At 64.7% G+C, this 26,861-nt stretch carries 25 protein-coding genes and 1 riboswitch; of the genes, 12 read left to right on the forward strand and 13 right to left on the reverse strand.

Annotated elements, in window-relative coordinates:
- Window positions 1-92: 92 nt before the first annotated feature.
- A complete protein-coding gene (locus tag A3E1_RS39710) occupies window positions 93-815 on the forward strand; it encodes a hypothetical protein (RefSeq protein WP_157631423.1) in 723 nt (240 codons plus the stop codon).
- Here the strand turns inward: A3E1_RS39710 and paaN are convergent.
- On the reverse strand, window positions 796-2,439 hold the full coding sequence (gene paaN, locus A3E1_RS0110355; RefSeq protein ID WP_020520694.1) for a phenylacetic acid degradation protein PaaN: 1,644 nt from the start codon (window positions 2,437-2,439) through the stop codon (window positions 796-798). The genes A3E1_RS39710 and paaN overlap by 20 nt on opposite strands.
- Before the next feature lie 105 nt (window positions 2,440-2,544).
- Between paaN and A3E1_RS39715 the strand changes: the two genes are divergently transcribed.
- The 4 genes from A3E1_RS39715 to A3E1_RS0110375 all read left to right on the forward strand — a co-directional run bounded on the left by A3E1_RS39715 (window position 2,545) and on the right by A3E1_RS0110375 (window position 4,639).
- The gene (locus A3E1_RS39715; RefSeq protein WP_020520695.1) at window positions 2,545-2,970 is read left to right on the forward strand and encodes a hypothetical protein; all 426 of its coding nucleotides are present in this window, start codon (window positions 2,545-2,547) and stop codon (window positions 2,968-2,970) included.
- A gap of 75 nt (window positions 2,971-3,045) precedes the next feature.
- Entirely contained in the window at window positions 3,046-3,531 is a 486-nt protein-coding gene (locus A3E1_RS0110365; RefSeq protein ID WP_020520696.1) for a hypothetical protein, read from the forward strand.
- Window positions 3,528-3,968, forward strand: a complete 441-nt coding sequence (locus tag A3E1_RS0110370) for a hypothetical protein (protein ID WP_020520697.1) — start codon at window positions 3,528-3,530, stop codon at window positions 3,966-3,968. The genes A3E1_RS0110365 and A3E1_RS0110370 overlap by 4 nt, the downstream gene beginning before the upstream one ends.
- Window positions 3,965-4,639, forward strand: coding sequence for a TetR/AcrR family transcriptional regulator (locus A3E1_RS0110375; RefSeq protein ID WP_020520698.1), 675 nt, complete (start codon window positions 3,965-3,967; stop codon window positions 4,637-4,639). The genes A3E1_RS0110370 and A3E1_RS0110375 overlap by 4 nt, the downstream gene beginning before the upstream one ends.
- Here the strand turns inward: A3E1_RS0110375 and A3E1_RS0110380 are convergent.
- From A3E1_RS0110380 to A3E1_RS0110420, 9 genes are all read right to left on the reverse strand, one after another.
- Window positions 4,636-5,655 carry a GNAT family N-acetyltransferase gene (locus A3E1_RS0110380; protein ID WP_020520699.1) on the reverse strand — a complete coding sequence of 340 codons (1,020 nt, stop codon included), beginning with the start codon at window positions 5,653-5,655 and terminating at the stop codon, window positions 4,636-4,638. The genes A3E1_RS0110375 and A3E1_RS0110380 overlap by 4 nt on opposite strands.
- Before the next feature lie 9 nt (window positions 5,656-5,664).
- Window positions 5,665-6,684 carry a GNAT family N-acetyltransferase gene (locus tag A3E1_RS0110385; RefSeq protein WP_020520700.1) on the reverse strand — a complete coding sequence of 340 codons (1,020 nt, stop codon included), beginning with the start codon at window positions 6,682-6,684 and terminating at the stop codon, window positions 5,665-5,667.
- Window positions 6,685-6,725: 41 nt separating this feature from the next.
- The gene (thrC, locus tag A3E1_RS0110390) at window positions 6,726-8,006 is read right to left on the reverse strand and encodes a threonine synthase (protein ID WP_020520701.1); all 1,281 of its coding nucleotides are present in this window, start codon (window positions 8,004-8,006) and stop codon (window positions 6,726-6,728) included.
- Window positions 8,007-8,016: 10 nt separating this feature from the next.
- Window positions 8,017-8,194, reverse strand: a riboswitch (SAM riboswitch).
- Between the two features lie 224 nt (window positions 8,195-8,418).
- Window positions 8,419-9,288, reverse strand: coding sequence for an ABC transporter permease (locus A3E1_RS0110395; protein WP_020520702.1), 870 nt, complete (start codon window positions 9,286-9,288; stop codon window positions 8,419-8,421).
- Complete coding sequence (locus A3E1_RS0110400; RefSeq protein WP_020520703.1) at window positions 9,285-11,936, reverse strand: alpha/beta fold hydrolase; 2,652 nt, start codon at window positions 11,934-11,936, stop codon at window positions 9,285-9,287. Before A3E1_RS0110400 ends, A3E1_RS0110395 begins: the two co-directional genes overlap by 4 nt.
- A 130-nt stretch (window positions 11,937-12,066) precedes the next feature.
- Window positions 12,067-12,453 (reverse strand): DUF3263 domain-containing protein, encoded by a 387-nt coding sequence (locus tag A3E1_RS39720; RefSeq protein WP_083929427.1) that lies wholly within the window; start codon window positions 12,451-12,453, stop codon window positions 12,067-12,069.
- Window positions 12,454-12,531: 78 nt separating this feature from the next.
- Window positions 12,532-13,515 carry an ABC transporter permease subunit gene (locus A3E1_RS0110410; RefSeq protein ID WP_020520705.1) on the reverse strand — a complete coding sequence of 328 codons (984 nt, stop codon included), beginning with the start codon at window positions 13,513-13,515 and terminating at the stop codon, window positions 12,532-12,534.
- Window positions 13,512-14,489, reverse strand: a complete 978-nt coding sequence (locus tag A3E1_RS0110415; protein ID WP_020520706.1) for an ABC transporter ATP-binding protein — start codon at window positions 14,487-14,489, stop codon at window positions 13,512-13,514. Before A3E1_RS0110415 ends, A3E1_RS0110410 begins: the two co-directional genes overlap by 4 nt.
- 70 nt (window positions 14,490-14,559) lie before the next feature.
- Window positions 14,560-15,345, reverse strand: coding sequence for a DeoR/GlpR family DNA-binding transcription regulator (locus A3E1_RS0110420; protein ID WP_020520707.1), 786 nt, complete (start codon window positions 15,343-15,345; stop codon window positions 14,560-14,562).
- Window positions 15,346-15,517: 172 nt separating this feature from the next.
- Between A3E1_RS0110420 and A3E1_RS0110425 the strand changes: the two genes are divergently transcribed.
- From A3E1_RS0110425 to A3E1_RS0110450, 6 genes are all read left to right on the forward strand, one after another.
- Window positions 15,518-16,366, forward strand: a complete 849-nt coding sequence (locus A3E1_RS0110425) for an SIS domain-containing protein (protein WP_020520708.1) — start codon at window positions 15,518-15,520, stop codon at window positions 16,364-16,366.
- Window positions 16,367-16,674: 308 nt separating this feature from the next.
- Window positions 16,675-17,568 carry an ROK family protein gene (locus tag A3E1_RS0110430; protein ID WP_026208289.1) on the forward strand — a complete coding sequence of 298 codons (894 nt, stop codon included), beginning with the start codon at window positions 16,675-16,677 and terminating at the stop codon, window positions 17,566-17,568.
- On the forward strand, window positions 17,565-18,638 hold the full coding sequence (gene nagA, locus A3E1_RS0110435) for an N-acetylglucosamine-6-phosphate deacetylase (protein WP_020520710.1): 1,074 nt from the start codon (window positions 17,565-17,567) through the stop codon (window positions 18,636-18,638). Before A3E1_RS0110430 ends, nagA begins: the two co-directional genes overlap by 4 nt.
- Window positions 18,635-19,501: a 1-phosphofructokinase family hexose kinase gene (locus tag A3E1_RS0110440; RefSeq protein ID WP_020520711.1), complete on the forward strand. Its 867-nt coding sequence runs from the start codon at window positions 18,635-18,637 to the stop codon at window positions 19,499-19,501. The genes nagA and A3E1_RS0110440 overlap by 4 nt, the downstream gene beginning before the upstream one ends.
- Window positions 19,501-20,328, forward strand: a complete 828-nt coding sequence (locus tag A3E1_RS0110445) for a class II fructose-bisphosphate aldolase (protein WP_020520712.1) — start codon at window positions 19,501-19,503, stop codon at window positions 20,326-20,328. Before A3E1_RS0110440 ends, A3E1_RS0110445 begins: the two co-directional genes overlap by 1 nt.
- An 83-nt stretch (window positions 20,329-20,411) precedes the next feature.
- A complete protein-coding gene (locus A3E1_RS0110450) occupies window positions 20,412-22,592 on the forward strand; it encodes a carboxypeptidase-like regulatory domain-containing protein (RefSeq protein ID WP_020520713.1) in 2,181 nt (726 codons plus the stop codon).
- Here A3E1_RS0110450 and A3E1_RS0110455 read toward each other — a convergent pair.
- Genes A3E1_RS0110455 through A3E1_RS0110465 form a run of 3 tightly spaced genes read right to left on the reverse strand, consistent with a single transcriptional unit; the run spans window position 22,566 to window position 25,562 of the window.
- The gene (locus A3E1_RS0110455; protein ID WP_020520714.1) at window positions 22,566-23,789 is read right to left on the reverse strand and encodes an APC family permease; all 1,224 of its coding nucleotides are present in this window, start codon (window positions 23,787-23,789) and stop codon (window positions 22,566-22,568) included. The genes A3E1_RS0110450 and A3E1_RS0110455 overlap by 27 nt on opposite strands.
- Window positions 23,786-24,403, reverse strand: a complete 618-nt coding sequence (locus tag A3E1_RS39725) for a phosphatase PAP2 family protein (RefSeq protein ID WP_020520715.1) — start codon at window positions 24,401-24,403, stop codon at window positions 23,786-23,788. Before A3E1_RS39725 ends, A3E1_RS0110455 begins: the two co-directional genes overlap by 4 nt.
- Before the next feature lie 10 nt (window positions 24,404-24,413).
- Window positions 24,414-25,562, reverse strand: a complete 1,149-nt coding sequence (locus A3E1_RS0110465) for a trypsin-like serine peptidase (RefSeq protein WP_020520716.1) — start codon at window positions 25,560-25,562, stop codon at window positions 24,414-24,416.
- 60 nt (window positions 25,563-25,622) lie between these two features.
- Here A3E1_RS0110465 and A3E1_RS0110470 point away from each other — a divergent pair, with 60 nt between their 5' ends.
- Window positions 25,623-26,825, forward strand: a complete 1,203-nt coding sequence (locus A3E1_RS0110470; protein ID WP_020520717.1) for a DUF4032 domain-containing protein — start codon at window positions 25,623-25,625, stop codon at window positions 26,823-26,825.
- The last annotated feature ends 36 nt before the right edge of the window (window positions 26,826-26,861 follow it).

The raw sequence follows: 26,861 nt of genomic DNA on the forward strand, positions 1-26,861 counted from the left end.
ACGCATTGGCAACCGTAATCGCCATCGTGCTCACGGGATCCGGGATTACATTGATCTTCTTTGCTCGATCGCACGCGGGTCAGCAGCCGGCGGTGGGATCCAGCCCTTCGGGTTCGCGGCGCTTCCCCCGCGTCGCCCTTGACGGAGCTTCATTCGCCAGCTGGGCCATGCTCGACTTGAAGACCGGTGAACTCATTGGCTCGGCCAACCTGGCCGCACCCGGAGACACGATGTCCCTGGTCAAGGTGTGGATCGCCGCCGACTTTCTGTCCCGGGCGCGCTCCAAGCCAGACAGGGAAACGCTAGAGCGGCTCTCGGAGATGATTCGCGACTCCGATAACGACATCGCCACGGAATTCCACAACCGCAACGCGACCAAGGCCAGCATCGAGCGGATGGTCCGCGTCTGCGGTTTGACCGACGCGCACGCGGGAACGGTCGAGTATCGCTGGTCCGACACCGTTATTTCGGCGCGGGACACCGCCCGGCTGGGTGGGTGCGTGGCTGACGGGCGGGCCGCCGGGCCTTGGACCGCTTGGCTTTTAACCCAGATGAGGGGGGTACGCGGTGACGGCGACTTTGGTCCGAGAAAAGCGTTTCCCGCCGCTGAGGCACGGGACATCGCGATCAAGAACGGCTGGTACGCACGGGAGGAAGACGGCCTGTGGCACGTCTCGTGCCTGGCGATCGGCGCGACGTGGAGCCTGGGTGTGCTTGTGCGTTACCCCGCTGAGGAAGGCATGGAGTTGGGCACCAGCCTCTGTGAATCGGCCGGTGCCCAACTGATGCCTTATCTCAGGCAGCAGGCGCCGTAACGGGCCGTCGTGATTGGACGATGCGGAACCGTCCGGCCACGAAAGCGCCGTCGGTCAGCGAGGCGTTGGCCGCCGGGTTGGCCCCGGAGGCGTGGAAGTCGGAGAACGCGGCTGACTGGTTGACGAACACGCCACCGGTCAGGTTCTGCGACAGGTGCACGCCGACTTCGACAGCGGCATCCTCGACGTCGTCGAGCACGGCGTCAGAGGTGCTGTAGACGCCAGCCGTGAGCGCACCCTTGGCACCGACCGTTTCGCGGAAGATGCGGATGCTGTCCGATGTGGACTCGGTCGGGATCGCGAAACTCACCGGGCCGAAGCACTCGGTGGCATAGCCGTCGGTCACCTTGACGATCAGTGGCGTGCGCACGACCGCCCCCGGGTACGCGGGGTGGGTCACCTCAACGGAGTCGAGCACGACCTCGCCCATCTTGCGAGCCGCGTCGATGCGCTCCGGGATCTCGTCGTTCACGATGGCACCGGTCAGCTCGACGGCCTTGGCCGGGTCGGCGGTCAGCGCGGACACGGCACCGGCGATGCCCTGCACCACTTCGTCGAAGCTCTTGTGCCCGGCCTCGGTCTCGATGCCGCCCTGCGGAATCAGGAGGTTCTGCGGTGTCGTGCACATCTGGCCGCTGTAGAGGATGAGCGAGAAGGCCAGGTTGCGGGTCATGCCCGCGAAGTCGTTGGTGGAGTCGATGATGACCGTGTTCACGCCGGCCTTCTCCGTGTAGACCAGCGCCTGCTTGGCGTTTTGCTCAAGCCAGTCACCAAAGGCGGTCGAGCCGGTGAAGTCGATGAGCTTGACCTCCGGCCGCAGCGCGAGGTCTTTCGTGATCGGGGCTTCGCGAGTGTCGGCCGCGAGCTGGACCACGTTGTGGTCGAAACCGGCTTCGGACAGCACTTCGCGGGCGACCTGAACGGTCATGGCCAGGGGCAGGACGGCGCGCGGGTGCGGCTTGACGATCACCGGGTTACCGGTCACGAGCGAGGCGAACAGGCCTGGCCACGAATTCCACGTCGGGAAGGTGTTGCAGCCGATCACCAGGCCGATGCCGCGCGGGGCGACGTGATAGGTCTTCTCCAGCGAGTCGGCCTTCTTCGTCCACGTCACCGACGGCACCTGGCGCGTCTGCTCGGCATAGCCATAGGCGACGGCTTCGAGCGCACGGTCGAGCGCGTGCGGCCCACCGGCCTGAAACGCCATGACGAAGGCTTGCCCGGTGGTCGCGTGGACCGCGTTAGCTAGCTCAAAAACCCGCTTGTGCAAACGGGACAGGATTTCCAGGCTCACCCCGGCACGCACTTGCGGGCTGGCCTCACGCCAACCGCGCCAGGCGCCCTGTGCGTTAGTGATCAGCGTGTCCACAGACATCAGTGGATAACGGACCCCCAGCTCGATGCCGAGCGGGGAGATCTCGGGCGCGATCGTCTCCTTAGCGGACTGTCCCAGGGCGTAGTCCTTGCCGAGTGCCGCTTCGAAGGCGGCCTTTCCGTCGGCGGCGGCGGTTTCGCCGTACACCTTGGGGCTCGGCGATTCGGGGTAGGCCGACCAGTACCCGCGCTCGGAGATTGCCCGCAGAGCGGTGGTCAGAAGCTCCTCATGGGTGGCGAAGAAATCCATGCGCTCCATCATGCCGCACCCGTGACCGCCAACACACTTGAACGCGTTCAACTTGTGCTCTAGCGTGAGTGATGAGAGTTGAACACGTTCAAAAAGGAGTGCGACATGACCCCCAAGCTCGCCATGTACCTCGGGTACCTCGTCATCACCGTCGGGCTGACCATCTGGGTCGCCCGCACCCTGTTCCGCAACGGCCAGGTGTTCCTGCGCGACGCGCTCGCCAGCGAAGAACTGGCCACAGCCGTCAACCGGCTGCTGCAAGTCGGGTTCTATCTGATCAACCTCGGCTACGTCGCTCTGTTCATGAAGACCAACGACGTCATCACGGACGCGACCGGCGCCATCGAAACCGGCGCGTGGAAGCTCGGCGTCATTTTGCTGGCGCTCGGCCTGATGCACCTGTTCAACATCATCGTGCTGGGCAGCTACCGCAAGCGCTTCCAGCGCCAGCACGTCGGCCAGCTTGAGCCGCCCGCGCCGCGCGCGCCCCGGTTCGCACCCACCCAGGGCGGCCTGACCGCTCCGCAGTAACTCGGCACCAAACGGGGGAGGTGGTGGCTCGTGTCTGGCGGGCCACCACCTCAAAACTCACGAAAGGACAGTCCTATGAACCGGCACGTTCTGGTTCTGCTCTGGTGCGTGCCCGTCTGGGTCACGGCCTGGGTGCTCAGCATCATCGGTCACCTGAACCTCATCGCCCGCACGACCACGCCGGGTGTCGGATTCGCCGAGACTCTCGTCATCCTCGGCGCGGCGGTCGTGCTCGCCCACCTTCTGGTGCCTCTTGCTTACGCGGCCGGCCTTGGGCTCGTGCAGCTGCGCCAGCCAGCCGCGCGAGCTCTGGCTTGGCCCCGCCAGGCGATGCTTTGGCTCCTCTGGGTGGCCTTCGCCGGCACCCTGGCCGCGATGATCGCCTTCGGCTGGCTTGCCGGACCATACGGCTGGTTCATTGGCGCCATCTACGTCAGCATGTTCGCCGCGTTTCCTGTGATTGGCGGGCTGGCCCTGCTCGCTCTGGCAGACGCGATCCGGGTCGTCCGCAAGCGCGGGGTCATGACCCCGGTCAATCTGTGCAAGGCTGCGCGGCTATGAAACCGATGACGTGGTACGCGAAAACCGCCCTCTGGTACGCAGGCGTATGGATCACCGGCCTGCTGCTGTCGGTGGCTGGCGTGACGGTGTTCATACACACGAACTACGTGCGATACACGAGCGCGGAGGCTTGGCAGCACACGCGTGAGCGCTGGGGTGTCGTCGTCCTCATCGCGGTGTTCATCGCGGCGGCACAGCTTCCCGGAGTCCTGATGAGCGTCGCGTCAGCACGCCGCCTCCGGCGGGACAGACCAGCTAACAGCGGCATCCTTTGGTACCTCTGGGGTCTGGCCACCGTCTGCTATCTGCTGTGGACACTGACTCTCGCGCTGGGACTGTGGGCGGTTCCGCTCGCCCCGTTCTTCGCCGGGCTGTTCGCCGTTCTGGCCGCGGCGGGGGCGATCGTCTGGGGAATCGTTAGGCTGGTGAATCGATGACGACTACCGAATCCGGCCGGGGTGAGCAGACCCGCAAGCTGATCGTGGACACAGCACTGCGCTTGTTCAGTGAACTGGGCTATGAGAAGACGACGATGCGTGCGATAGCTAGCGCCGCTGGGGTCTCGGTCGGCAACGCCTATTACTACTTCGCCTCCAAAGAGGTGCTGGTGCAAGAGTTCTATCTGCAGCTGCAGAAGGAACATCTGGCCGGCGTCAACGAAGTGCTCGCCAAAGGCGGATCGTTTTCCGAGCAGCTGATGGGGATCTTGCGGGCCGGGATCGAGGTTTGGCGCCCGCATCACGAGTTTGGCGGCAAGTTCATCGGGCTCGCCGCCGTCCCCGGATCGCCGCTGAGCCCGTTCTCGCCCGAGTCGGCGCAGTCGCGGGAGATGGCGATGGACGTCTACCGGCGGTTCGTTGCCGGGACGACGCTGAAAATGGACGCACAGCTGCGCGAACAGCTGCCGGACTTTCTCTTCCTGGCGCAACTGGGCCTGGTCGCCTACTGGGTGCACGACCAGTCGCCCAACCAGCAGCGCACGACCAAAGTCATGGAGCTGGCCGTGCCCTATCTGGAGGACCTCATCGGGTTGTCACGGCACAAAGTGTTTCGTGCCATGACAACCCGTGCTCTAGGCCTGATAAAGCTGCTCAATCCCTACCACTAAACGTCACGCTTCCAGTTCGCGAACGCGAACTTGGCGCGGAAGCCCATGTCCTCGTTAATCGAGATCATGTAGCTGTTCTCCGCCGCGTTGAACGTGTCGATCCGTTCCACCGCAGGTTCATTGGCCTGGAAGAAGCGCAGGTTCTCCACTTTGACCAGAGCGCCCAGCCGGTGGCCACGGTGGTCGGGGTCGACGATCGTGATGAACTGCCAGGCGTGTTCCGGGGTGTCTGGACCGGTGTTGATGGTGGTCCAGGCCACAAGACGGCCAGTTTCCACGTGCACCGCACCGGTGTGATAGTTCTTGCGGCCGCGCTTTTTCATCGTCTGCTCGACTTCGCGAATCCGTGCCGCGTCAACCTGATCAGCGTCCATGTCGAGATCGCCCATGGGTGCGTCTGTGGACAGGCGGCCGTCAAGGTAGGCGACGTCATCGACGAGATCATCCGGTGCCGTGTCGATCCACTGCCGCACCGCGTACCCACTGGATTTGTCCTTGGCCTTGGAAAGCAAGCCATCGAGCACGTCATTGTCCACTGTGGATAGATCGAGGCGCCGCATGACCTCGGGCAGGTTGGCGCTCTCGAAACCCATCGTCTGTGCGAACGCTGGTCCGGCACCGCCGTCGTGGGCGAGGATGCCGGGGAGCGACCACGCCGTGTGCGACAATATTTTGTTGCGGCCCAAGGCTTTCGATCGCTCAACCGCGAGATCGAACAGCTGGCGCCCAACGCCCCGGCGACGCCACTGCGGCATGACGTCGATGCTGACCTGAGCCTTGTCGAGGTTTTCCCGGGTGCCAACCGAAATCTCCATGATGGCAATGGGTTCTTCGCCCTCCCAGGCGATGTAGTACTCGGTTTGCCTGCCGACCCACTGATATTTCCACTGTCGCAGCACGGCTTCGGGGTCCATATGCTGCCAGCCCGGGCGGTCGTGATCGGCGACCTGACCGTGCAGGCGTGCCCATACGGCAGCTGACGCGGCGTCAAGGTCTGAGGTGATCCTGAAAGTCATTGGTAATCCTTAGATTTCGCGTTGCCAGTTCTGGAAGGCATAGAGCGGCTTAAAGCCCATCGATTCGTTGATCGCGATCATGTAAGAGTTGTCCGCCGCGTTGAACGTATCGATCGAGGTGACGGTCGGCTCCTCGGCTCGGAGGAAGCGCAGATTCTCCACTTTGACCAGTGCGCCCAGACGGTTTCCCCGGTGATCAGGATCGACGATGGTGATCTGCTGGAAGCCATGCCAGGCAAGGGATTGCTCCTTGGTAATGGTGGTCCAGGCAACGAGCCGCCCGGTCTGCGCGTGCACCGCGGCGGTGTGATAGCCGATCTTTTCCCGGGCGAGGTTGGCCTTTTGGAAGGCACGCATCCGGTCAGCGTCGATCTTCGGGGCTTCGATGTTCAGCTCGCCTTGGGGGGCATCGGTTCCCAAACGGGAATCCAGGTAGGCGAGATCTTCGGCGTACTGGCTGGGCGGCAGCCCTTTCCACTGAACCACCGTGTAATCGGTGGCTTTGGCCTTGGCGCGCTGCAGCATTCCCTCGTGGGCGGCATCATCGGCCGCTGTCACGTCGAGACGCCGGCTCATGTCCACCATCGACGGCTTATAGCCCAGGTGCTCGGCGAAGGCGGCCCCGGAAGAGTCCGGATACTCGAACCCTTCCGCAGGCCACAGCGACGAAGCGAACAGGCGCTTGCGGTCATAGGAGTCAGCCAGGCTCTTGGTGAACTCGAAGAGCTTGGTGCCAATGCCCTTGCGCCGGGCGGAGGGGATCACCCAGACGTCGGCGGCCAGAACGTCGAGGTTCTCCTTAGTCGGGATATCGGCCATGATGCGGCCGACCGGCTGCCCGTCCTGCCAGGCGACGAAGAACTCGTGCCGGACCGCGGGCATCGGCACGGAAAGCATCAGCTCCGCCATGCGTGGCGTGTAATGCCGCCACTTTGGGAAGCTCACCTCGCGGACGGCGTTGCCCGCCTCGACAAACGCCTCGATCGAGGCGGCATCAGCGGGAACCGCCGGCTTGATAACGATGGCCATACCGCCAGCCTCGCGCACTGCTCGGCTGGCGCGCACCCGAATTACTGGATGAGGCCGACCTCCCGGGCGGCCCGCAGTGACGGCTTGACCTGATAGGTCGGGCCGACCTGACCTGCGACGGCGTCGATCGTCTTGAGGCCCTCGCCGGTGTTGTAGATCACCGTTTCGAGCGTTGGGTCAAGTTTCCCGCTCGCGACGAGCTTGGACGTCACCGCGGTGGTCACGCCCCCAGCGGTCTCGGCGAAGATGCCGGTCGTGCGGGCCAGCAACCGGATGCCGTCGCGGATCTCGTCGTCGTTCACGTAGTCCATCCAGCCGCCCGTGCGCCGGACCGATTCGAGCGCGTAGATCCCGGCCGCGGGGTCACCGATGTTGAGGGACTTCGCGATGCCAGTCGGCTTTACCGGCACGATCTCCGTGCCGCCGCCGTGCAGCGCGGTCGCGATCGGGTTACACCCGGCCGACTGAGCGCCGAAGACACGCCACCCTTGAGGTGCGACGGCGAGACCGGCCGCGACCAGTTCCTCGAACGCCTTGTCCACCTTGGTCAACAGCTCGCCCGAGGCCATCGGGATGACCACCTGCGCCGGAATCCGCCAGCCGAGCTGTTCAGCCACCTCGTAGCCCAGCGTCTTGGAGCCCTCGGCGTAGAACGGGCGGACGTTGACGTTGACGAAAGCGGTGTCTTCGAAGTCGTCGGTCTCCACCAGCTCGGAGCACAGGCGGTTGACGTCGTCGTAGGAGCCTTCGATCGCGACCAGGTCACCGCCGTAAACCGCCGTCGTGATGACCTTTCCGAGCTCGAGGTCATAGGGGATGAACACGATCGAGGGCGCGCCCGCGCGGGCCGCGTGAGCGGCGACCGAGTTGGCGAGGTTGCCCGTGGAAGCACAGGCGAAGCGGGTGAAGCCCAGCGCTTTGGCCGCCGTCAGGGCCACCGACACGACCCTGTCCTTGAACGAGTGTGTCGGGTTGGCCGAGTCGTCCTTGACCCACAGCTTGCCGGTGATGCCCAGCTCGGCCGCGAGATGGTCAGCGCGCACGAGCGGGGTGAAGCCGGGATCGAGCGTGACGCGGGCAGCGGCGTCCTGGCCAGCGGGCAACAGCCCGGCATAACGCCAGATGTTCTGGGGACCTGCCTCGATTTGTTCCCGCGTGACCGTGGCGAGCGCTTCGGCGTCGTACCACACCTCAAGCGGGCCAAAACACTCGTAACACGCGTGCTGCGCGGCGAGGGGGAAGCGGGCTCCACAGCCGCGGCATTCCAGGCCACGAGCGGGCGAAGCGGCGCCGAGGACGGATGTGGGTGCAGCAAGAGTCATGAGGATTTTCCTCTCATCTTTCCGGGTTATCCCGGACGGAGTTGGCACCAAACCGTTCTTCAGCGAACGTGGGTCATCGGAGCTTCGGTGGGGATCACTGTGCCGTGTCCCTCTACCGTTACTGCCTGCGACCTGGCCGGTTGCCGGAGCTTCATCGGGCCGTGTCCCTCTGCTCCTCTGGATGAGGTCTTTTCAGTTATGGCGTTGCGCGCCCACTGTAACAGGTCTTGAGCCGGGCTCTCAGGGAGAGCCCGGCTCAAGGCATTGCGGGATATTTGGGGAGGGCAGTGCAGAAATCTTCTTCAGGGGCGGCCAGTCGAAGATCCCTGCCTGTTGTTACGACTCGCCCGCCGACAATGATCTCAGCGAGTAAGGCTTTTGCATGCCCAATGTAAGAATTAGGTAAACCTCGTTAGCTCGTCACGTCTTTGCGGGTGAAGCGCCAGAAGGCCAGACCCCAGAACAGGGCGGCATAACACAGGGCCGAGATCGTCCCCTTGACCATGCCATCGAACTGCACCGGTGACGTGAGCAAGCCTAAGTAACTGCGCGCGAAGTGCGTCGGGAGGAAGTTGCGGATCTCGCCGAGCGCGGTGATCTGATCGAGGATGCTCGACACGATAAACAACAGCACCGCTCCGCCGACCGCGCCCAGGGGTGCGTCGGTCAGCACTGAGAGCAGGAACGCGATCCCGGCAACGACCAGCAGCGAAATGCAGAAGTAGCCCGCGATGCCGAGCAGGCGCAGCAAGCCTTCACCAGGCGGAACATCGGCCGAAATGCCTGAGGCGAGCGGATGCCAGCCGTAGCGCAAGGTGCCGAGCAGAAGCCCGGTCGCCACGAGCACCGCGACCGCCATGAGCGAATAGGTAAGCGCCACAGCGAGTTTGATGCCGAGCAACCGCCCACGTGGGACCGGCACCGCCAGGAGATAACGCAAGCTTCCCCAGCTCGCCTCGGACGCGACCGTGTCGCCGTGGAACAACGCGAAGACGACGACGAGCAGGAACGACGAGGACACGAACAGGCAGAACAGGGCGAAGTTCAGCCCGCCCGCTAGCGCGACGTCGATGATCGAGGCGAAGGTGCCCCGGCCATTGTCATCATCACCCTCGCCGCCGATCTCGAAGGCGATCAAGATGATGACCGGGAGCAAAACCATAAACCCCAACGCCCATTGGGTACGCCGCCGGCGCCACTGCCGCATGAACTCAGAAGCGAACGTCAGTGTCGCGGTTGGACGATAACCCGCAGCCGCTCCGTTAGTGACAGTCGTGCTCATCGGTCTCCACTCCCAGCCGTCGAGGTGCCCACCAGGGCAAGGAAGGCGTCTTCTAGGCGGCGCCGTGGCGTGACCCGGTCGACCCCGACGCCCGCGGCGACGAGAGCGGCCACCGTCTCTGCGCGGGTGTGCTCACCGAGATCGACGACGAGAGAACCGTTGCCGTCCAAGGCATACGTGACGGACAGTTTGTCGAGCGTCTTCTGTGCCAAGTCCACATCGGACACATCGAATACCGTGGTCGGTGAGTCGCCCACGATCTCGTCGACCTTGCCGGACGCGACGACCACGCCCTTATGCATGACGACAACGTGCGTACAGGTTTGCTCCACTTCAGCGAGCAGGTGGCTGGACACCAGCACCGCCCGGCCATCGGTGGCGTAGCGCTGCAGCACCCGCCGCATTTCGGCGATCTGTGGCGGGTCAAGGCCGTCCGTGGGCTCGTCGAGGACGAGAAGCTCAGGCAGGCCTAGCATCGCCTGGGCGACGGCGAGCCGTTGCTTCATGCCGTGGCTGTAGTCCTTGACGCGGCGATCGATCGCGTCGCCCAAGCCCGCGATCTCCAGCGCCTCAGGGAACTTCGCGTCCTCAGTAGGACGGCCGGTGGCCTTCCAATAGGAGTGCAGATTCTGGCGTCCGGTCAGGTGCGGCTGGAAGCCCGGACCCTCCACGAGCGCCCCGATCCTTGACAGGACAGGGGTTCCGGGCGCGAGCGGGTGACCGAAGATGAGCACCTCGCCCTCGGTCGCCTGCGTTAGCCCCATCAGCACCCGCAGGCTGGTCGTCTTGCCAGCACCGTTGGGTCCCAGAAGACCCACGACCTGGCCGCGTTTCACGGTGAAGTCGATGCTCTCGACGGCCACGAAATCGCCGTATGTCTTGCGCAGTCCACGAACGTGGAGGGGCACATCGGCGTACCCGTCGATGATTGTCTTATCGCGACGGCTGTGCCGGCGGCGGGCCAGGATGATGCCCACCACGAGCCCGATGACCAAAAGCGCGACCAGACCGCCCAGCACGTAGATCCAAAGCGTGTCAGCCGTCGCGATGGCAGTGGCTGGGACTACCGGGATCGCGACCGCGCTGGCGACATCGACGCTGTAGAGCATTGGCGCGACCGGCCCGAGGTAGGCCTGGTCGGCGGTCGCGATGGTGATGCGAATGCGGTGCCCGTCTTCGAAGTTGCGCACGATCGCGGGCAGCGTGACCTTAATCGGCTGGGCTTGATCCAGGCTGGCCGGAAGCCCCGTGAGCCGGATCGGTGCTATCAGGCCGTTGCTCAAGCTCGACTGTCCGTTTTGATCGACGTCGTAGAGCTTGACGAACAGCACCGCTTCCCCGGTCTGTGACGCCGCCTTGATGGAAACCGTCGGGCTGCCAACGACATTCAGTGATTCCGTGAGCGGTTCAGACAGCCAATTGCCATGCTGCCCAGGCAGATCCGCGGCGAAGCCAGCACCTCCCGCCAGCCCCGCCAAAGACGACAGTGCGCCCGCCTGTGGCAAAGCCGTGATCGCGGCGGGATTGCCGTTGGGCGGGTTGGCGATCTGCTGCGACGATCCGTTCACGGGGATGGTCACCGCCTCGGTGCCGGCCAGACCGGGATAGGTGCCGAGCTGGAACCCCGTGGCCAGGCGCCCTTGCTCAACGGGGTCAAGGCCAGCGATGCGCGAATAGGTGAAGGTGCCTGACGGCTCGGCTCCGGTCTTCTTCACATAGTGGTCAAGCCATTGCAGCGTAAGGAATTTGACCCGGTTCTGATCTGACTGTGGCCCGGAACCGCCGTCATGGCCACCCGTGTACCAAGCGAGCCGCACCTTGGCGTTGGTGATGCCGCGCGCGTTGGCGTCCGCTTCGGACAGCGGGAACAGCGAGTCAGCTTCACCTTGGATGAGCAGGGTCGGAGCCTTGATCTGGTTCAGTGTCGTGGACGGGCTGCGGGTCAGGTTCAGCGCCTTGGCATCCGCGTCGAGCACGCCGGTCTCGGCGATGCGCAGATAGGTCTGGCAGACGTCATCAGCCCAGCGGCCGCACTGCGGGCTGCCCCCGGCGAGCGGGTTGCGCGACATGCCAGCGGTAAAGAAGAGCCCCGCCCAGCTCTGCTTGAACACTCCGCCCGGGAAAAGCGACTCGTTCAGGTCATTCCAGGTGATCATCGGAACGATCGCGTCAACGCGCGTGTCTTGACCCGCCAGCATCAGCGCCAGCGCTCCACCGTAGGAACCGCCGACCACGCCCGCCCTGGGGTCACCGGCCGCGTCGAGCTCAATGTCGTCGCGGGCCGCCAGCCAGTCGAGCAGGGCCTGGGCGTCCTTGACCTCGTGGTCACGGGAGTTCAAATGAATCTGGCCGGTGCTCTGCCCGAAGCCACGGGCGGTCCATGTCAGGACCGCATATCCTTGGGCGGCAAGCTCTTTGGCGTCTTCGGCGACGCTCAGCTTGGTGCCGCCAAAGCCATGGGCCAGCAGGATCGCGGGAACCTTGTCGCCATCCTTGGGCCGGTAGAGCCGGGCGTCCAAAGTGACATCGCCAGCGGTGATCCGCTCATCGATCTCGTCATAGGTGACCGGAGCGGGCAGAATCGCCCAGGTCACGAGCCCGATCAGGACGGCGGCTGCCACACCGATGGATACCCAGCGTTTACGCATGGGAGCCAGACTACGTGCGGTAGTGCGAAAGATTGCTGAAAGTTTCGACCCACGTTCCTGCAAGGAGCCTGTGATTCTGGCGGACGGTGGGTGCGAAGCTCGGGGTTTCCCTTACGGGGAACCCCGAGAATTACCTGGAGCGCTGCCGGGCGCGAGAACCCCGGATGCGGCGCAACCGCCCCACGAGCACCGGATCGTGCTCCAGAGCGGCCGGATTGTCGAGCAGAGCGTTCAGCAGTTGGTAATAGCGGGTGCCGGACAGCCCGAACTTCTCCTTGATGGCCTGTTCCTTCGCGCCGGCGTGACGCCAAGCCTGCTTCTCGAAGGCGAGAATGCTCAGGTCGCGTTCGGACAGTGCCGCCGTGTCCTCAAGTTGTGCTTCTAGGACCTCGGTGGCCTCGAAATCGGTGTCGACTTCGTCATCGACGACGCGGCGCTGCTGACCGGGAATGCGGAGCGGGGAATCCACCTTCACGTCTTCGTGCGTGTCATCCCGCATCGCGATCCTCTCGGCCATTTCGCTCAACCGGTTTTCTCGCCGGCCTGGCACAGGGCCAAACCGGCGAGAACCTTGAGTCTATGTGGCCTAACGACGTTATGCCACGTCGCGACGCTTGATCGACCAGAAAGCGAGTGCGGTGACGGCGACGACGACAGCGAGCCCGATCAGCCCTGACGTCTTGTAGGTCAGTTCACTCACCGCCTCCGGGATACAGCCGCTGGGGCCACAGGTGTAGCCACCGCCTTCGAGTTCGACCGACTTCTTCAGCCACGCGTCCATGTGAACCGGGATCAGATAGCGCTCAAAGAACGGCACGTCGGCCATCGCCAAAACGATGGACAAACCGATCTGGCCCACGATGACGACACCAATCGCCACACCTAAGGCGAGCGCTGTATGCCGGCCCAGCGAGGCCAGACCGAAGCCCAGCGCCGCGAAGGCCATAATCATCGCGACCCCGCGCAGGCCGGCCAGCCCGAACGAGCCCCACGCACTGCCGGTCATCCCGTTGGTGTGCCCCGCGACTTTGGCGATGCCCCAGAGCATGCCCGTCCACAGCAGAAGGGTCGCGGTGCCGATGGCGGCCATGGACCCTAAGAGGACACCGAGCTTGGTGCCGAGCACACTAATGCGCTTCGGGCGCCAGGTGAGCAGGTTCATCATCGCGCCGGAACTCCACTCGGCTCCGATGTAGGTCGCGCCGAGGACGAACGCGATCATCGCCATGATGGCGGCCCAGATGATGAGGATTTCGCCGTAGAACAGCTTGAAGTCGAACTCGGGCTTCATGTAGTGCTCGGCGGTGAAGTACTCAGCGGGTGGCCCCTGGCAGGCAGCCGGGTCCTTCGATGTGGCTTCACACTCTTTCTTCCACTTGTCCTCGAACTCGCGCACTTCCTTGGCATAGGCGGCTTTGGCTTTCGCCTCGCCAGCCGCCACGGCCTCGGGAGTGTGCTTGGAGTGGGTCGCGACAAACCCGGCCCCGATCGCGCCGAGGATCGCCAAACCGATCACCAGCATCCAGACCGTCATGCGGCGTTTGAAGAACCGGCGGCGTTCCGCCTTGACGAGACTCATTGGCCACTCTCAACTCTGACGCTGTCGTCAACGGAACGGTGCTGTCCTGGCACGGGGGCCGTGCCGGTCAGTTCAAGGAAGACACTTTCCAGGTCGGCGTGCTGTGGGGTCAGCTCAGCGACGTAAAGCTGTTGCGCGGCAAGGGCTCTGCTGATCGAAGCGGGCTTGTCCACTCCGGACACCAGCAAATGATCACCGTTGACCGTCGCGGCCAGCCCGGCGTTCATCAGCACCGACGCGGCGAGCCCGAGGTCAACGGCAGACTCGAGCACGACCTTGACCTGCCCGGTGGAGTGAGCGGCCAGCACCTCAGAAACCGGGCCGTAGGCGACGCGGCGGCCCAGCGAAATGATGGTCACCTGGTCACAGATCACCTGGATCTCGCTGAGGATGTGACTCGACAGCACGACGGTCATGCCGCCCGCCGACAGCGTCGCCATCATCTCGCGCATTTCCCGGATGCCGCCCGGGTCCAGACCGTTGGCCGGCTCGTCGAGGATGAGCAGCCGTGGTTGCTTGAGCAGCGCGGAAGCGACCGCGAGGCGCTGTTTCATGCCTAGGGAGTACGTCTTGACCCGCTCGTTCGCGCGGTCGCGCAACCCCACCAATTCAAAGGCCCAGTCCACTCGCGACTGCGGCAGGTCCCCAGCGTCAGCCAGTAGGGACAACGTGTCGCGCGCGGTGAAGTTGGCGAAGAACTGCGGACTCTCGACGATGGCGCCGACCTGGGAAACGACCTTCGGCAGCGCCTCGGGAAGCTCAGACCCAAGAATGCGCATCTCGCCGCCGTCAGATTTGATCAGGCCGAGCAGCGTGCGCAGGGTGGTGGTCTTGCCGGATCCGTTAGGCCCGAGGAAGCCGTGCACCTGGCCAGCTTCGACATGCATGTCGAAACCGTCGAGCGCGCGGCGAGGGCCACCGCGCGAACGGTACGTCTTCTTGAGGCCCTTGATCTCCAACACGGAGGAAGTCATGGCCAGACCATACTCGGTATACAAGCGCTGAGCAGCCCCGGGGAAACCCTGAAAAAATCCCTTAAACGACTTACGCAACTATGACTTTGAGGCCCGCCGCACGGAACGCCGCCACGGTCTCAGGAGCCGCGCCAGCATCTGTCACCAGCGTCTCAACCCGCTCGACGGGACAGATGCGAGCGAAGGCATGACTGCCTAATTTGGACGAGTCAGCGATGATGACGACCCGTTTCGCCCGTGCCACCATCAGCGAATTCATCGCGGCTTCACCCTCGTGATGCGCTGCCGCTCCCAGCGAGACGTCGATCGCGTCCACACCGAGCAGCGCCAGGTCCAACGTGATCTCACGCAGGATGCCGCCACCAAGCGGGCCGACGAGCTCGAACGACTGCGGCCGGACCACCCCGCCGGTGACGACAATCTTCATGCGCGAGCGCACGAGCAACTCGTTGGCGATGTTCAGCGCGTTGGTGACGACGGTCAGCTGAGCGTCGTCTGACGTCGAATTGAGCTCGGGCCGCACGGCAAGTGCCCGCGCGACTTCGGTGGTCGTGGTGCCACCGTTGAGCCCGACCACCATCCCTGGACTGACCAGTGAAGCGGCGATGGTGCCGATGCGCTGCTTTTCCGCCGAGTGCTTCGCCGTCTTGTACCGCAACGGCAAGTCATAGGACACGCCGTTGGCCACCGCACCACCTCGGGTGCGCGTGATCATTTGCTGCTGAGCCAGCTGATCGAAATCGCGTCGGATGGTTGCCTGAGAGACGTCTAGCCGCTCCGCGGCCTCCTCGACCGTCACCCGGCCGGAGTCTGTTAGCAGCTCCAGCAGCGAGTTCCACCTCGTGTACCGGTCCATAAGTGTCAACTCCTGCTCGTTTGCTGCACAATAATGCTCGAAACGCACGTGTGCAAAGCAAGGTGCTGCTCGAAGGTTGCCGCACCAGAATCCGGCCAAGCAGAATGACGCGCGAAACCACTGAGTTTCGAGCTAATACGCGCAGGCACGACACCAGGAGAGAGCAACGGTCATGACCTTTGTCGCCGCGGAAATACAGAGCCAGCCTGACTGCTGGCGCCGTGCCGTTGCCCTGGTACCTGAGGTGGAACACCTTCTGCCGCAACGTGGCGAGCGCGTCGCGGTCGTCGGCTGTGGCACGTCATGGTTCATGGCCATGGCCTATGCCAGCCTGCGCGAAGCGGCTGGTCACGGCGAAACGGACGCCTTCGCCGCCTCGGAGTTCCCGGCAGGCCGCCGCTATGACCGTGTGGTCGCTATCACCCGCTCCGGCACCACGACAGAGGTGCTCGACCTGGAGCCGGACACGGTCATCCTGGGCGACATCGACAGCCCTGCCGCCTCGTTCAAGCGGGTCATCGGGCTGCCCTGGGCTGACGAGCAGTCGGTCGTGCAGACCCGCTTCGCGACCACCGCGCTGACCCTGCTGCGCGCATCCCTTGGCGAAGACCTGACCCAGGCCATCGCCGACGCTTCGGCCGCTTTGACCGCCGAGCTGCCGCTGCGAGACCCCGAGCAGATCACCTTCCTCGGCCGGGGCTGGACCGTGGGTCTCGCCCACGAGGCCGCCCTCAAGTGCCGTGAGGCCGCCGTGTTCTGGGCCGAGTCCTATCCGGCCATGGATTACCGGCACGGCCCGGTCTCGATCGCCGCTCCCGGCCGTGGCGTGTGGGCCTTTGGCTTGGTGCCAGACGGACTGCCCGCCCAGGTCGAGGCCACCGGCGCGACGTTCGTCCACCACGACCGTGACCCGCTCGCCGAACTGATCCTGGCTCAGCGCCAGGCGATCGCCATCGCTGAAGCGAAGGGAATCAACCCCGACGAACCACGCAACCTCACCCGCTCGGTCGTGCTGCGGTGACCCCAATAATCAACGGCACACCGGCGACCGCAGCGGCAGGCAAACGCATCGCCACCGCTTCCGGCGTCAAGCCAGCCCGCGCTGCAGCCAAGGCCGCTTCCGCGACAACGAAGGTGCAAACCGCGAAAGTCAAAGCGACGCCGGCGAAACCCGTGCCGTCGGCGAAACGCGCTCGCGCTGCCGCCAAGGCCGCCTCGCCGGGGGAGAAGGTGCAAACCGCGAAAGTCAAAGCCGCCCCAGCGAAGGTTAAAGCGCAACCTGCGAAGGCGGCCGGCTCGGTTAAAGCGGCTGGTGGGGCTAAGACGCGGGTGAAGACGCAGACGGTGATCTCGATTGATGTCGGGGGCACCGGGATGAAGTGTGCGCTCGTGGATAGCAAGCACCGCGTGCTGCACACCGAACGGCATGCGACGGGCCGTGAGCGTGGGTTTGAGGCCGTTGTCGGGACCATCATCGACGTCGCTAAAGGACTTGCGAAACGGGCCGACGTTAGTGCGATCGGCGTTGTCGTTCCCGGCATCGTGGATGAGACGAACGGCATTCTGAGATTCTCCGCGAACCTTGGCGCACGGGACTTTCCGTTGCGCGACACGGTCACGCAAGCGCTGGGGATGCCGGTCGCGATCGGCCATGACGTGCGGGCCGGCGGGCTAGCCGAAGCGAAGCTCGGCGCGGGCGCCGGGCGCTCACAGGTCCTGTTCGTGCCCATCGGCACCGGCATCGCCGCCGCCCACGTCGTCAACGGCATTGTCGCGACCGGTGCGCATGGTGCCGCTGGCGAGATCGGGCACATCGTGGTGCGGCCCAACGGACCCCAGTGCGGCTGCGGTCAGCGCGGCTGTCTGGAGAGCGTCGCCTCGGCCGCGTCTTTGCAACGCCGCTATACCGAGCTGAGCGGCAAGACGAAAACCGCCGCTCAGGTTTCCGCGACGCTCAAGCGGGACAAGAGGGCCGCGCAGGTGTGGGACGAAGTCGTGGACGCGCTGTCCGATGGATTGCTTACGGGACAAGCGCTTTACGACACCGAGCTGATCATTATCGGTGGCGGGCTGGCAGAGTCTGGCGAGACGCTTCTTGGGCCGCTTCGGGAATCCTTGGCTAAAAAGGTCACCTTCCACCGCGTACCAGAAATAATGAAGGCGAAGCTTGGCGATGAGGCCGGATGCCTTGGCGCGGCGCTGATGGCCCTGGAGCTGACATGAAACTCAGCGGAAGAATCGTTACCCCGAAAGGGATCGTCGAGGGCTCTCTGTCCATTGAGGACGGAAAGATCGCCTCTATCCGCAAGGGTAAGGCCGCCGATCAGTGGATCGTGCCCGGATTCGTCGATATCCACAACCATGGCGGCGGCGGGCACACGTTCACGACCGGTGATGCGGATTCGGGGCGGGAAGCGGCGGCCTTCCACCGCAAGCACGGCACCACAACGCTTTTGGCGAGTCTTGTCTCATCACCGTTCGAGCTGATGCGCTCCGCTGTCGCCGCGTTCGAGCCGCTGGTCGCCGAGGGAGTTATCGCCGGCATCCACTTCGAGGGCCCGTACCTATCACATGCCCGTTGCGGTGCGCAGAATCCCGAGTTCCTGCGCGACCCGTCGATGGATGAGATCGGTGAGCTGACCAAGAGCACCGCGGTGCGCATGATGACCATCGCGCCTGAACGCGACGGTGCCCTTGACGCGATAAAACTGTTGAGCGCCAACGGTTGCGTGGCCGCGATCGGCCACACCGACGCGAGTTACGAGCAGGTGCTGGCTGGAATCGCCGCCGGTGCGACTGTCGCGACGCACCTGTTCAACGGCATGCGCCCGCTAGCCCACCGTGAACCCGGGCCGATCGTCGCGCTCCTTGACTCACCGCAAATCACGGTCGAGCTGATCGCCGATGGCGTGCACCTGCATGACGGGACGCTCGCGTTCGCGGCGCACACGGCGGGAACAGATCGCGCCGCGCTGATCACGGACGCGATGTCGGCCGCTGGAATGCCCGATGGCACATACGAATTGGGCGGCCAGGCCGTCATCGTCAGCGACCGCGTCGCCCGTCTCGCCAGCGGATCGATCGCTGGCAGCACGCTGACCATGGATGCGGCGTTCCGCCAGGCCGTGGGGGCCGGACTGTCCATGGTGGATGCGGCGACCATGGCGTCAACCACACCAGCCCGGATTCTGGGGCTGGACAAGAGGCTCGCGCCCGGGTGCGACGCCGACGTGGTCATTCTCGATGAGCACTTGAGGGTACTCCAGGTGCACTCCCCCGGATCAGTTCAGTGATCCTGACGGTCACGCTGAACCCAGCGCTCGACATCACGTATCACGTGGACGCGCTCACCCCCGGCGCTACGCACCGGGTGTCGCGCGTCAGCGAGCGACTGGGCGGCAAAGGCGTGAACGTTGCCGGTGTGCTGGCACAGCTCGGCATCCCCGTGACGGCGACGGGACTGCTGCGCGACGGACCGCCCACGTTCTCCCCCATCGCCGCCGCCCCACGACGGACCGTCGTGGTGACTGATGCCGTTGACGCTACAGGTTTTTGGGAGCCGGGACCGGTTGTCACGCCTGAGGAATGGGCCGCTTTCACGGTCTCGTTCGCACGGCTCGCCAAAGAAGCCAAAGTCGTCGTGCTCTCTGGCAGCTTGCCGGGCGGTTTGCCAGAGCACGCCTACGCTTCGCTGATTGGCCTCGCCCGGGACGCGCGCTGTCTGACCATCTTGGACACGTCCGGTCCCGCCCTCGCCGCCGGCCTCATGGCCGCTCCGACGGTGGTTAAACCCAACGCCACCGAGCTGGCTGACCTCCTCACCGCCCACGACGCGACCGAGTCCGGCGCCACTTCGAAGGCCGCTCCGAAGGGCATTCCGGAGGGAACGACCATCGTGGCCTCGGATGGGCCCCATGGGCTGACCGCCGCGGGCTGGCGCGCGAAACCGCCTGTCGTGCAAGGAAACCCGACCGGCGCGGGCGACGCGTGCGTGGCCGCCCTCGCCCGCGGTCTGCTGCACGGCACCCCGTGGCCGCAGCTGCTGCGTGACGCGGCGGCGTTGTCAGCGGCCGCTGTCGCCTCCCCCGTGGCCGGTCACGTCGATCTCACGGTGTACCAGGAACTTTTGCCGCAAATTGTGATGGAGGAGTCGTAATGCCGCTCGTGCCGACCAGTAGCCTCGTCAGCCGCACCGGCCCGGGTGTCTGTGCCTTCAACGTCATCTCCCTGGAGCACGCCGAGGCGATCGCTGCCGGAGCCGAGGCCGCGGGCGTGCCCGTGATTTTGCAGATCAGCGAGAACGCGGTGAAGTTCCACGGCGGGCGCGTAGACGCGATCGCCGCCGCGACCGTCGCCGTGGCCAAGGCCTCCAGCGCCGACTGCGCGCTGCACCTGGATCACGTCGAATCCTATGACCTGCTTCAGCAAGCTCCCCTGCACGGTTTCTCCTCAGCCATGTTCGACGCGTCCAAACTGGACTATGAAGGCAACGTTCAGGCGACCCGTGCCGCGGCCGAATTCGCGCACGCGCACGGACTGTGGCTCGAAAGTGAACTCGGCGAAGTCGGCGGCAAGGACGGCGCACACGCACCGGGCGCCCGGACCAACCCGCAGGAGGCAGCCGCTTACGTTGAGGCGACGGGTGTGGACGCGTTGGCCGTCGCGGTCGGCTCCTCACACGCCATGACATCGCGTGACGCCGCGCTGGACCATTCGCTGATCGCACAGCTGAAAGCCGCCGTGCCCGTCCCGCTCGTGCTGCACGGCTCCTCGGGTGTTGGCGACGACGAACTTCGCCTCGCCGTCGCGGGTGGACTCGTCAAGATAAACATTGGTACAGCGCTAAATATCGCGTTTACCGGAGCTGTCCGGTCTGTTCTGGATCGTGACGAAAAGGTGGTCGACCCGCGTAAGTACGTTGCCCCGGCTCGCGATGCGATGGCCGCGACAGTGGCGCATTTCCTCAAGATTGTGACCACATAGCTGACTCGATCCCCGCTAGTGTGCTCGCTACGGGGATATCTAGCACCCGTGTGCTCCTTAACCCTCCACCCTCATGAGGAAGCATGCGACGAGTCATCTGGGCGCGCTCCGCCGCGCTACTTTTAGCCACCACTCTTGCCGCGGCTGGCCTGTCCGGGTCTGCCACCGCGGCCGAAACCGGCACCGTAAGCGGAACGTTCACCGGGCTTGACGGCTCCGGGATGGGCGGCGTCAGCGTTCACCTGAAGAAGTGGGAGACGCCCTGGGATATTGCCGCTTCCGGCACGACCAACGCCAGCGGGCAGTACAGTTTCGAGGCCGTGCCGACAGGCAACTATCTCCTCTGGTTCGCCCCGGCGGGCTATCCGTCCCAATACGCACCGCAGGCCGTCGAAACCGCGGACGCGCTCAAGGTGACCGTGAGCATGGGCGGGAGCATCGAGGTCAACGAACAGATCATGCCTTACGGCACCTTCACCGGCCGGCTGACCGGAGCCGGCGAGACCGAACTATTCCTCTGGGGCACCGCCACCGTTTGGCACAACACCGACGCCAACGGTGACTATCTGGTGCGAGTGCGTCCGGGCAGCTATCAGTTCCGGTTCACGCTGCGCGGCGACGGCACACCGCAGGACTTTCTTTACCAGCACATCCCGGGCAAGGACAGTGCCCTCGACGCGCAAGTGTTCACCATCGCTGGTGGCCAGACGATGCAGGTCAACGACACCGTCATGGCAACCGGCCACATCGGCGGCACGTTCCGCAATGCTGCTGGAGCCCCTCTGAAGGATGTCGGAGTCAGCATCACCGCGAGCAGTCCGACACCGACCCAGCACAACACCACCACGGGTGCGGATGGAACATGGCGCCAGCGAATGAAGGCTGGCCGCGTGGTCCAAGTCCGCTTCCACAGCTTCCCGCTCAACATTTCGCAGTATGCGTACGGCACGGTTGACGCCGACGCTGCCGATGAGTTCACCGTCCTTGATGGACAGACCACGACGGTCAACGACACGCAGCTGGCTAGCGGTTCGCTTCGGGTGACCGCGCGAGACAAGCGCACGGGGCGGCCCATCGCGAGGTTCGATGTCGGTAACCTTCCGCATGTACCAGACGGCAATCCGGATGACGGCGTCGAGTTTTTCGCCAGCATTCCTGTCGGCACCTACTCGCTGAGCGCCTTCGCCTATGGCTACCACCAAAACTTCACCGCCGGGCAGGTGACGATCGTTGCCGGTCAGCAGACGAACTTCGAAGTGCTGCTGGAGCCCAAGTCGCGGATCGAGACGACCGTCGTTGACGCCCAGACCGGCCAGCCTGTCGCTGGTGTTTGTGTCTTCGGGGGAACCCTGGAGCGCTTCTCGATGGGCGGGGACTATCCCTGTTACCGCAGTGGCGCGGACGGCAAGACGATGTTCGAAATCTACGACGAGACTCCGGGTCGCTATCAGCTCTTCGCGATGCCGGTCGATGAGAGCGCCAACGGTTATGGCGGGCAATGGGTTGGCACGACCGGAGGCAAGGGCAGTCAGCTAGAAGCCGTGTCGATTTACGTCCAGAAGGGCGAAGCCGCGCAAGCGCCCGTCGTCAAGCTCGACAAGGCCGGAACCATTAGCGGCAAAATCACCGCGCCCGATGGTGCCCCGGTGCCAAACGCGCAAGTGTCGCTTGTGGACACGTGGGACGGCGGCTACGGCGACATCTACGCCGACGCTGAGGGCAACTACTCGATTGACAATCTCGGACCCTATGCCTGGCCGCTGCGGTTCTATCACCACACCCAGGCCACGCAATTCAGCGGCGGCAAGGGAAACCGCCACGAGGCCACCCGGGTTCAGGTCGCCGCCAACACGGTGAAGATTTACAACTTCCAGTTCCGGGCAGGCGCCCCGATCGATGTAGTGGTGCCTATCGGCAATTCCGGCTGCCGGCTGGAGCTGGTCACCGCGAGTGGTGACCGGGCCGGGCAGGCGGACGCCTACCCGTGCAACGCAAGCCCACTGCACTTCAACGTCGTGGACGGCCAGAGCGTCAAACTCCACCTGTACTACGAGCCGGAGCCCATGGCGTCCTACGTGAACACTTGGCATGGCGGCAATTCCTTCGGCGACGCGACAGCCGTCCCCATCACGGGACCGGCCACGATCACGTTCGCCGCGGGGACCACCAGCCCACCGCGCGTTGAAGAACCAGCTCCGGTTCCGGTGCCGGTGCCGAGACCGACGGGCACACCGCCGTCACTGCCGCCGGTGCCGAGGCTTTAACGCGTAAGCGATAGCGCCGGCCGCCAGCACGGCTGTTCCGGCGAGGACAGAAGACAACGGCAACGTCACGGCGAGCAGCACACAGCCGAGCAAGCCAGCACCAGCGACTAGCCGCGGGACCCAAGGGCCACCTAGGGTCCACGCGGCTAGATTCGTTATGGCGTAGTAAACCAGCACGGTCAGCGAGGAAAAGCCAATGGCCGCACGGATGTCAGCGGCCAGGACGACCGCGATGACGATAGTGGCGACGGTCAGCTCAGCGATCCAGGGCGTCTTCCAGTGCTCGTGCACCGCTGCCAGGGGCCGGGGCAGATCCGCTCGGCGCGCCATCGCCAGAACGGTTCGTCCCACACCCGCGACCAAGCTCAGCAACACACCGCAAACCGCGACTCCGGCGCCGATTCTGACCACTGTGGACAGTTCTGGGAAACCGGCAGCGGAAACGACTTCGGCGAGTGGCGCACTCGAGGACCCTAGCCTTGTCACTCCAAGGACTTCCAGACACGTGAGCGCGACCACGACGTAGACGACGAGCACGATGCCCAGCGCGATCGGGACCGCGCGTGGGATCGTCCTATGTGGATCGGTGACCTCTTCGCCAAGTGTCGCGATGCGGGCGTAGCCGGCGAACGCGAAGAACAACAGCCCTGCCGCCGCCAAAGGGGTTGCCGTTGTCTCGGGGAGTGCTTTCGGCGTACCAGATGAAGAAAGGCCTAGGACCACGACCAGGCTAAGGACCCCGAGGGTGACCACGACGAGGGCTTTGGTGGCGCCCGCGGTCTTGGTGATACCGCGCAGATTGACCGCGGTCATGACCACGACGGCGAGCACCGCGACAAGGCGTTCCTGTTGCGGCCATAGATAAGACCCGATCGTCAGGGCCATCGCCGCGCAACTCGCGGTCTTACCGACCACAAAACCCCAGCCAGCTAGGTACCCAGCGAATGGCCCCAAGCGTTCGCGCCCGTAGACATAGGTCCCGCCCGACTCCGGATAACGAGCCGCGAGGCGCCCTGAACTCGTGGCGTTACACGCCGCCACCGTGGCGGCGAGCAGTAGCGCGATCATCAGGCCGGTGGCGCTCCCGGCAGCCCTGGCCGCTGGCCCCCACACGACGAATACACCGGCGCCCAGCATCGCGCCCAGTCCAATGACGACCGCATCGGCCAGGCCAAGCCGCCTGGCTAGGGTGGTCATCGGGGAAGCACCGCATCCCATTTCACTCGATGGATAATACGGTCGAGCAGCAGTCCCAGGGTGAGCGCGCCAAGCCCATCGGTAAGCCAGTGGTGGCCCAAATACGTTGTGGTGCAAAGGACAATGGCCGGTGCGGCGATCCTTAGCCAGGTCAGTTGGCGATTGAGCAAAATCTCGATGACGCCCCACCAAACGATCGCATTGACCACGTGCCCGCTCGGGTAACTCAGGCTATAGGCGGCGGCGTCATTGAAGAATTCCACGCGGTTAGGCAGTGTCGAGCTAGGAGCGTCGCGCTCGGACCAGAGTTTGAGCGGCCCGGTGGTGAAGTAGGTCAACGCGAACGCGAGCGCCATCGGGGCGGCGACGATCAGCTTGCGGGTCTTATAGAGCAGCCACGCGGTCAGCCCCCCGCTCAGGAGCACCATCACCAGCCAGCCCTGGCCGAGCTTGTTGAGCACGATGGCGATCCACTCGATCACGATCTGCTGATGCTGCGCACACCAATCGGCGACCGCGAGATCCGCGCTGGCCGTCCATCCCTTAGCCGCGCTGACCGTGATCAGGGCGAAGGCCGCCGCGTACGCGGCCTCCGCCCGGAATTTCCAGAGCACGAGGCCAAGGTTAGAGCAGGCCCTTGAGGTGCTCGTAGATCAGCTCCATCCGCACGCCCGAGTTGGGGCAGCCGCCGAAGTGGTGCAGAGCCACGACTTTATTCGTGTTCCTCGATAGCACTGGCGATCCGGAGGAGCCGCCCTCGGTGTCGCAGTAGTACCCCACGTCGGTGTCGGCGGCGTAGCCGTCATAAGCGTTGTCGGACACCGCGCACACCCCGGCCCGGTCCTGATCGCTGGTCATCGCGACCGTCCCCGGAGCACCCGTGGCGTGCTGCGGAATGTAAAGCTCCTCGCCCTTGTCCGGCCGGCGCAGGTCCAGCTCCAGGAAGCCGAACTTCTGCACGAGGTCAAAACTCGTCACCGTGAACAAGGTGTAGTCGAGGGTCTTGTCGGTCGCGAGCACCTGATCGAGCCAGACCTTGGTCGGCCGGAACACGTCGTAGCCCCCGCACTCGGCGCACTGGTAGTTGAACCACACTTCCGTGTCAGCGGCATCCTCGGCGTTGCCGACGCAATGGTGGTTCGTGATGAGCCGGTTCGAGGTCCCGACCCGAAATGCCGTACATAGCTCCACGCCCCGAATCAGCAAACGCGCGACCGCTTTGGTCTTGCGGTAGATGGTCGGGTCAGTGGACTTGTAGCAAACCGCGTCCCGCTGATCGTTGCCCCCGCACACGGATTCTTCGCGGCCGCGCTTGCGGTCCCGGCTTTCCTGCGCCTTGGTTTGGCGTTCGGGCTCGGTGAACCCCCGCGCGACCTTGTCGATGACGGTGGTCAGCTGCCCCACGGTGGCACTCAGGACGGTCGACTGGTGCAGCCTGACCTTCGCCGTGTCGCCGCTGACAGACATGGCCCAGCCGGTGCCCGTGATCCGGTGCTCCTCCGTGCCATCAGCGTTGCTGACCGTCAGATAGTCGCCAGGCAGCACAAGCAGACTGCCCACGTGGATTTTCAGGTACTCAGCCCCGGGGTAGCGAAACGTCGCGGTGCTCTGGCCATCGAGATAGCCGACCACCGTGTTGACCCGCTCTACCCGTCCTGATTCGGCGGGTCGCGGTATTTCAAAGTCTGGGCCGCCGCCCGTTCCGGCGCCCGCGGCCGTGGCCAGGGCGAAGACGGTCAATGTGCCGATGATCCAGGTGATAGTCCGTCGCACGCATGTGTAACGAGACACGCCCTGATGCAGTGGCTCGGCCAAACGGTCATGCTATAGGGCGTGCGCATCACCTCCGCCCTGGTCGACCCCGCCCTCATCGACCTGCCGTGGTCCACTCCGCTTGAGGAGTGGCCGGCCGACCACCTCGTCGCCTTGCCACAGGGCATCTCGCGGCACGTCGTGCGGTTCGTCAAACTCCACGGTTCCGTCTATGCCGTGAAGGAGACCCGGGAACGGATCGCCGAGCGGGAGTACGACCTGTTGCGTGCGCTGGAACGCCTTGACGCTCCAGCAGTCGAGGCGATCGCCATCGTCGCTGACCGGGCCGGCGACCTCGAACCCGTTCTGGTGACGCGTCACCTCCAGTTCTCCTTGCCCTACCGTGCGCTGTTCTCCCACACGCTGCGGCCGCAAACGCTTGAGCGGCTTCTCGACGCGCTCGCCGCCCTGCTGGTCCGCCTGCATTTGCTCGGCTTCTTCTGGGGCGACTGCTCGCTGTCGAACACGCTGTTTCGCCGGGACGCGGGCGCCTTCGCGGCGTACCTCGTGGACGCCGAGACCGGCGCGCTGCACCCACGCTTGTCCAACGGACAGCGGGACGAGGATCTGGAAATCGCGCGCACCAACATCTTTGGCGAAGCGCTCGACCTGCAAGCCGCCGGTCTGCTGCACGAGACCGTCGATCCAGAGCAGGTTTCCGACGAAGTTGTCCGGCGCTACGAGACCCTGTGGCACGAGCTGACGTTTGAGCAGGCTGTCGAATCCGACGCCCGGCGGCAGATGGACCGGCGCATCCGGCGTCTCAACGAACTCGGGTTCGACGTCGAAGAGGTATCGATGTCAGTCGTTGAGGACCACGGCGAGCGCCGCGTGACGATGCGTCCCAAGGTCGTCGACGCGGGACACCACACCCGCCGTCTCATGCGCCTGACAGGCCTCGACGCCGAGGAGAACCAAGCTAGGGCCCTGCTCAACGACCTCGACGCGTACCGCGCTGAATCCGACGTGCCCGACGAAGCGCAAGCCGCGCACAGGTGGCTGACCGAAGTGTTCGAACCGGTCAACCGGGCTGTGCCCCCGGCCCTACGGGGAAAGCTTGAGCCGCCGGAACTTTTCGTCCAGGTCATCGAGCACCGGTACAAGCTCAGCGAACAAGCCGGACGTGACGTAGGTCTCGCTCCAGCCGTGCAATCGTTCCTCGCGGATGTGCTGATCCACCGTCCGGATGAACAGGCGATCCTCGGCTTCGATCCCGAGGACTAAACGTCAGGTACTCTGGGCAGCCCCTTTCCCCCAAAA

It is taken from the genome of Catelliglobosispora koreensis DSM 44566 (genome assembly GCF_000379685.1).
Lineage (GTDB): Bacteria > Actinomycetota > Actinomycetes > Mycobacteriales > Micromonosporaceae > Catelliglobosispora > Catelliglobosispora koreensis.

Coding starts and splice junctions, on each gene's coding strand:
- paaN (WP_020520694.1), bottom strand. CDS start 2,439: ATGGATTTCTTCGCCACCCATGAGGAGCTTCTGACCACCGCTCTGCGG.
- A3E1_RS39715 (WP_020520695.1), top strand. CDS start 2,545: ATGACCCCCAAGCTCGCCATGTACCTCGGGTACCTCGTCATCACCGTC.
- A3E1_RS0110365 (WP_020520696.1), top strand. CDS start 3,046: ATGAACCGGCACGTTCTGGTTCTGCTCTGGTGCGTGCCCGTCTGGGTC.
- A3E1_RS0110370 (WP_020520697.1), top strand. CDS start 3,528: ATGAAACCGATGACGTGGTACGCGAAAACCGCCCTCTGGTACGCAGGC.
- A3E1_RS0110375 (WP_020520698.1), top strand. CDS start 3,965: ATGACGACTACCGAATCCGGCCGGGGTGAGCAGACCCGCAAGCTGATC.
- A3E1_RS0110380 (WP_020520699.1), bottom strand. CDS start 5,655: ATGACTTTCAGGATCACCTCAGACCTTGACGCCGCGTCAGCTGCCGTA.
- A3E1_RS0110385 (WP_020520700.1), bottom strand. CDS start 6,684: ATGGCCATCGTTATCAAGCCGGCGGTTCCCGCTGATGCCGCCTCGATC.
- thrC (WP_020520701.1), bottom strand. CDS start 8,006: ATGACTCTTGCTGCACCCACATCCGTCCTCGGCGCCGCTTCGCCCGCT.
- A3E1_RS0110395 (WP_020520702.1), bottom strand. CDS start 9,288: ATGAGCACGACTGTCACTAACGGAGCGGCTGCGGGTTATCGTCCAACC.
- A3E1_RS0110400 (WP_020520703.1), bottom strand. CDS start 11,936: ATGCGTAAACGCTGGGTATCCATCGGTGTGGCAGCCGCCGTCCTGATC.
- A3E1_RS39720 (WP_083929427.1), bottom strand. CDS start 12,453: ATGGCCGAGAGGATCGCGATGCGGGATGACACGCACGAAGACGTGAAG.
- A3E1_RS0110410 (WP_020520705.1), bottom strand. CDS start 13,515: ATGAGTCTCGTCAAGGCGGAACGCCGCCGGTTCTTCAAACGCCGCATG.
- A3E1_RS0110415 (WP_020520706.1), bottom strand. CDS start 14,489: ATGACTTCCTCCGTGTTGGAGATCAAGGGCCTCAAGAAGACGTACCGT.
- A3E1_RS0110420 (WP_020520707.1), bottom strand. CDS start 15,345: ATGGACCGGTACACGAGGTGGAACTCGCTGCTGGAGCTGCTAACAGAC.
- A3E1_RS0110425 (WP_020520708.1), top strand. CDS start 15,518: ATGACCTTTGTCGCCGCGGAAATACAGAGCCAGCCTGACTGCTGGCGC.
- nagA (WP_020520710.1), top strand. CDS start 17,565: ATGAAACTCAGCGGAAGAATCGTTACCCCGAAAGGGATCGTCGAGGGC.
- A3E1_RS0110445 (WP_020520712.1), top strand. CDS start 19,501: ATGCCGCTCGTGCCGACCAGTAGCCTCGTCAGCCGCACCGGCCCGGGT.
- A3E1_RS0110450 (WP_020520713.1), top strand. CDS start 20,412: ATGCGACGAGTCATCTGGGCGCGCTCCGCCGCGCTACTTTTAGCCACC.
- A3E1_RS0110455 (WP_020520714.1), bottom strand. CDS start 23,789: ATGACCACCCTAGCCAGGCGGCTTGGCCTGGCCGATGCGGTCGTCATT.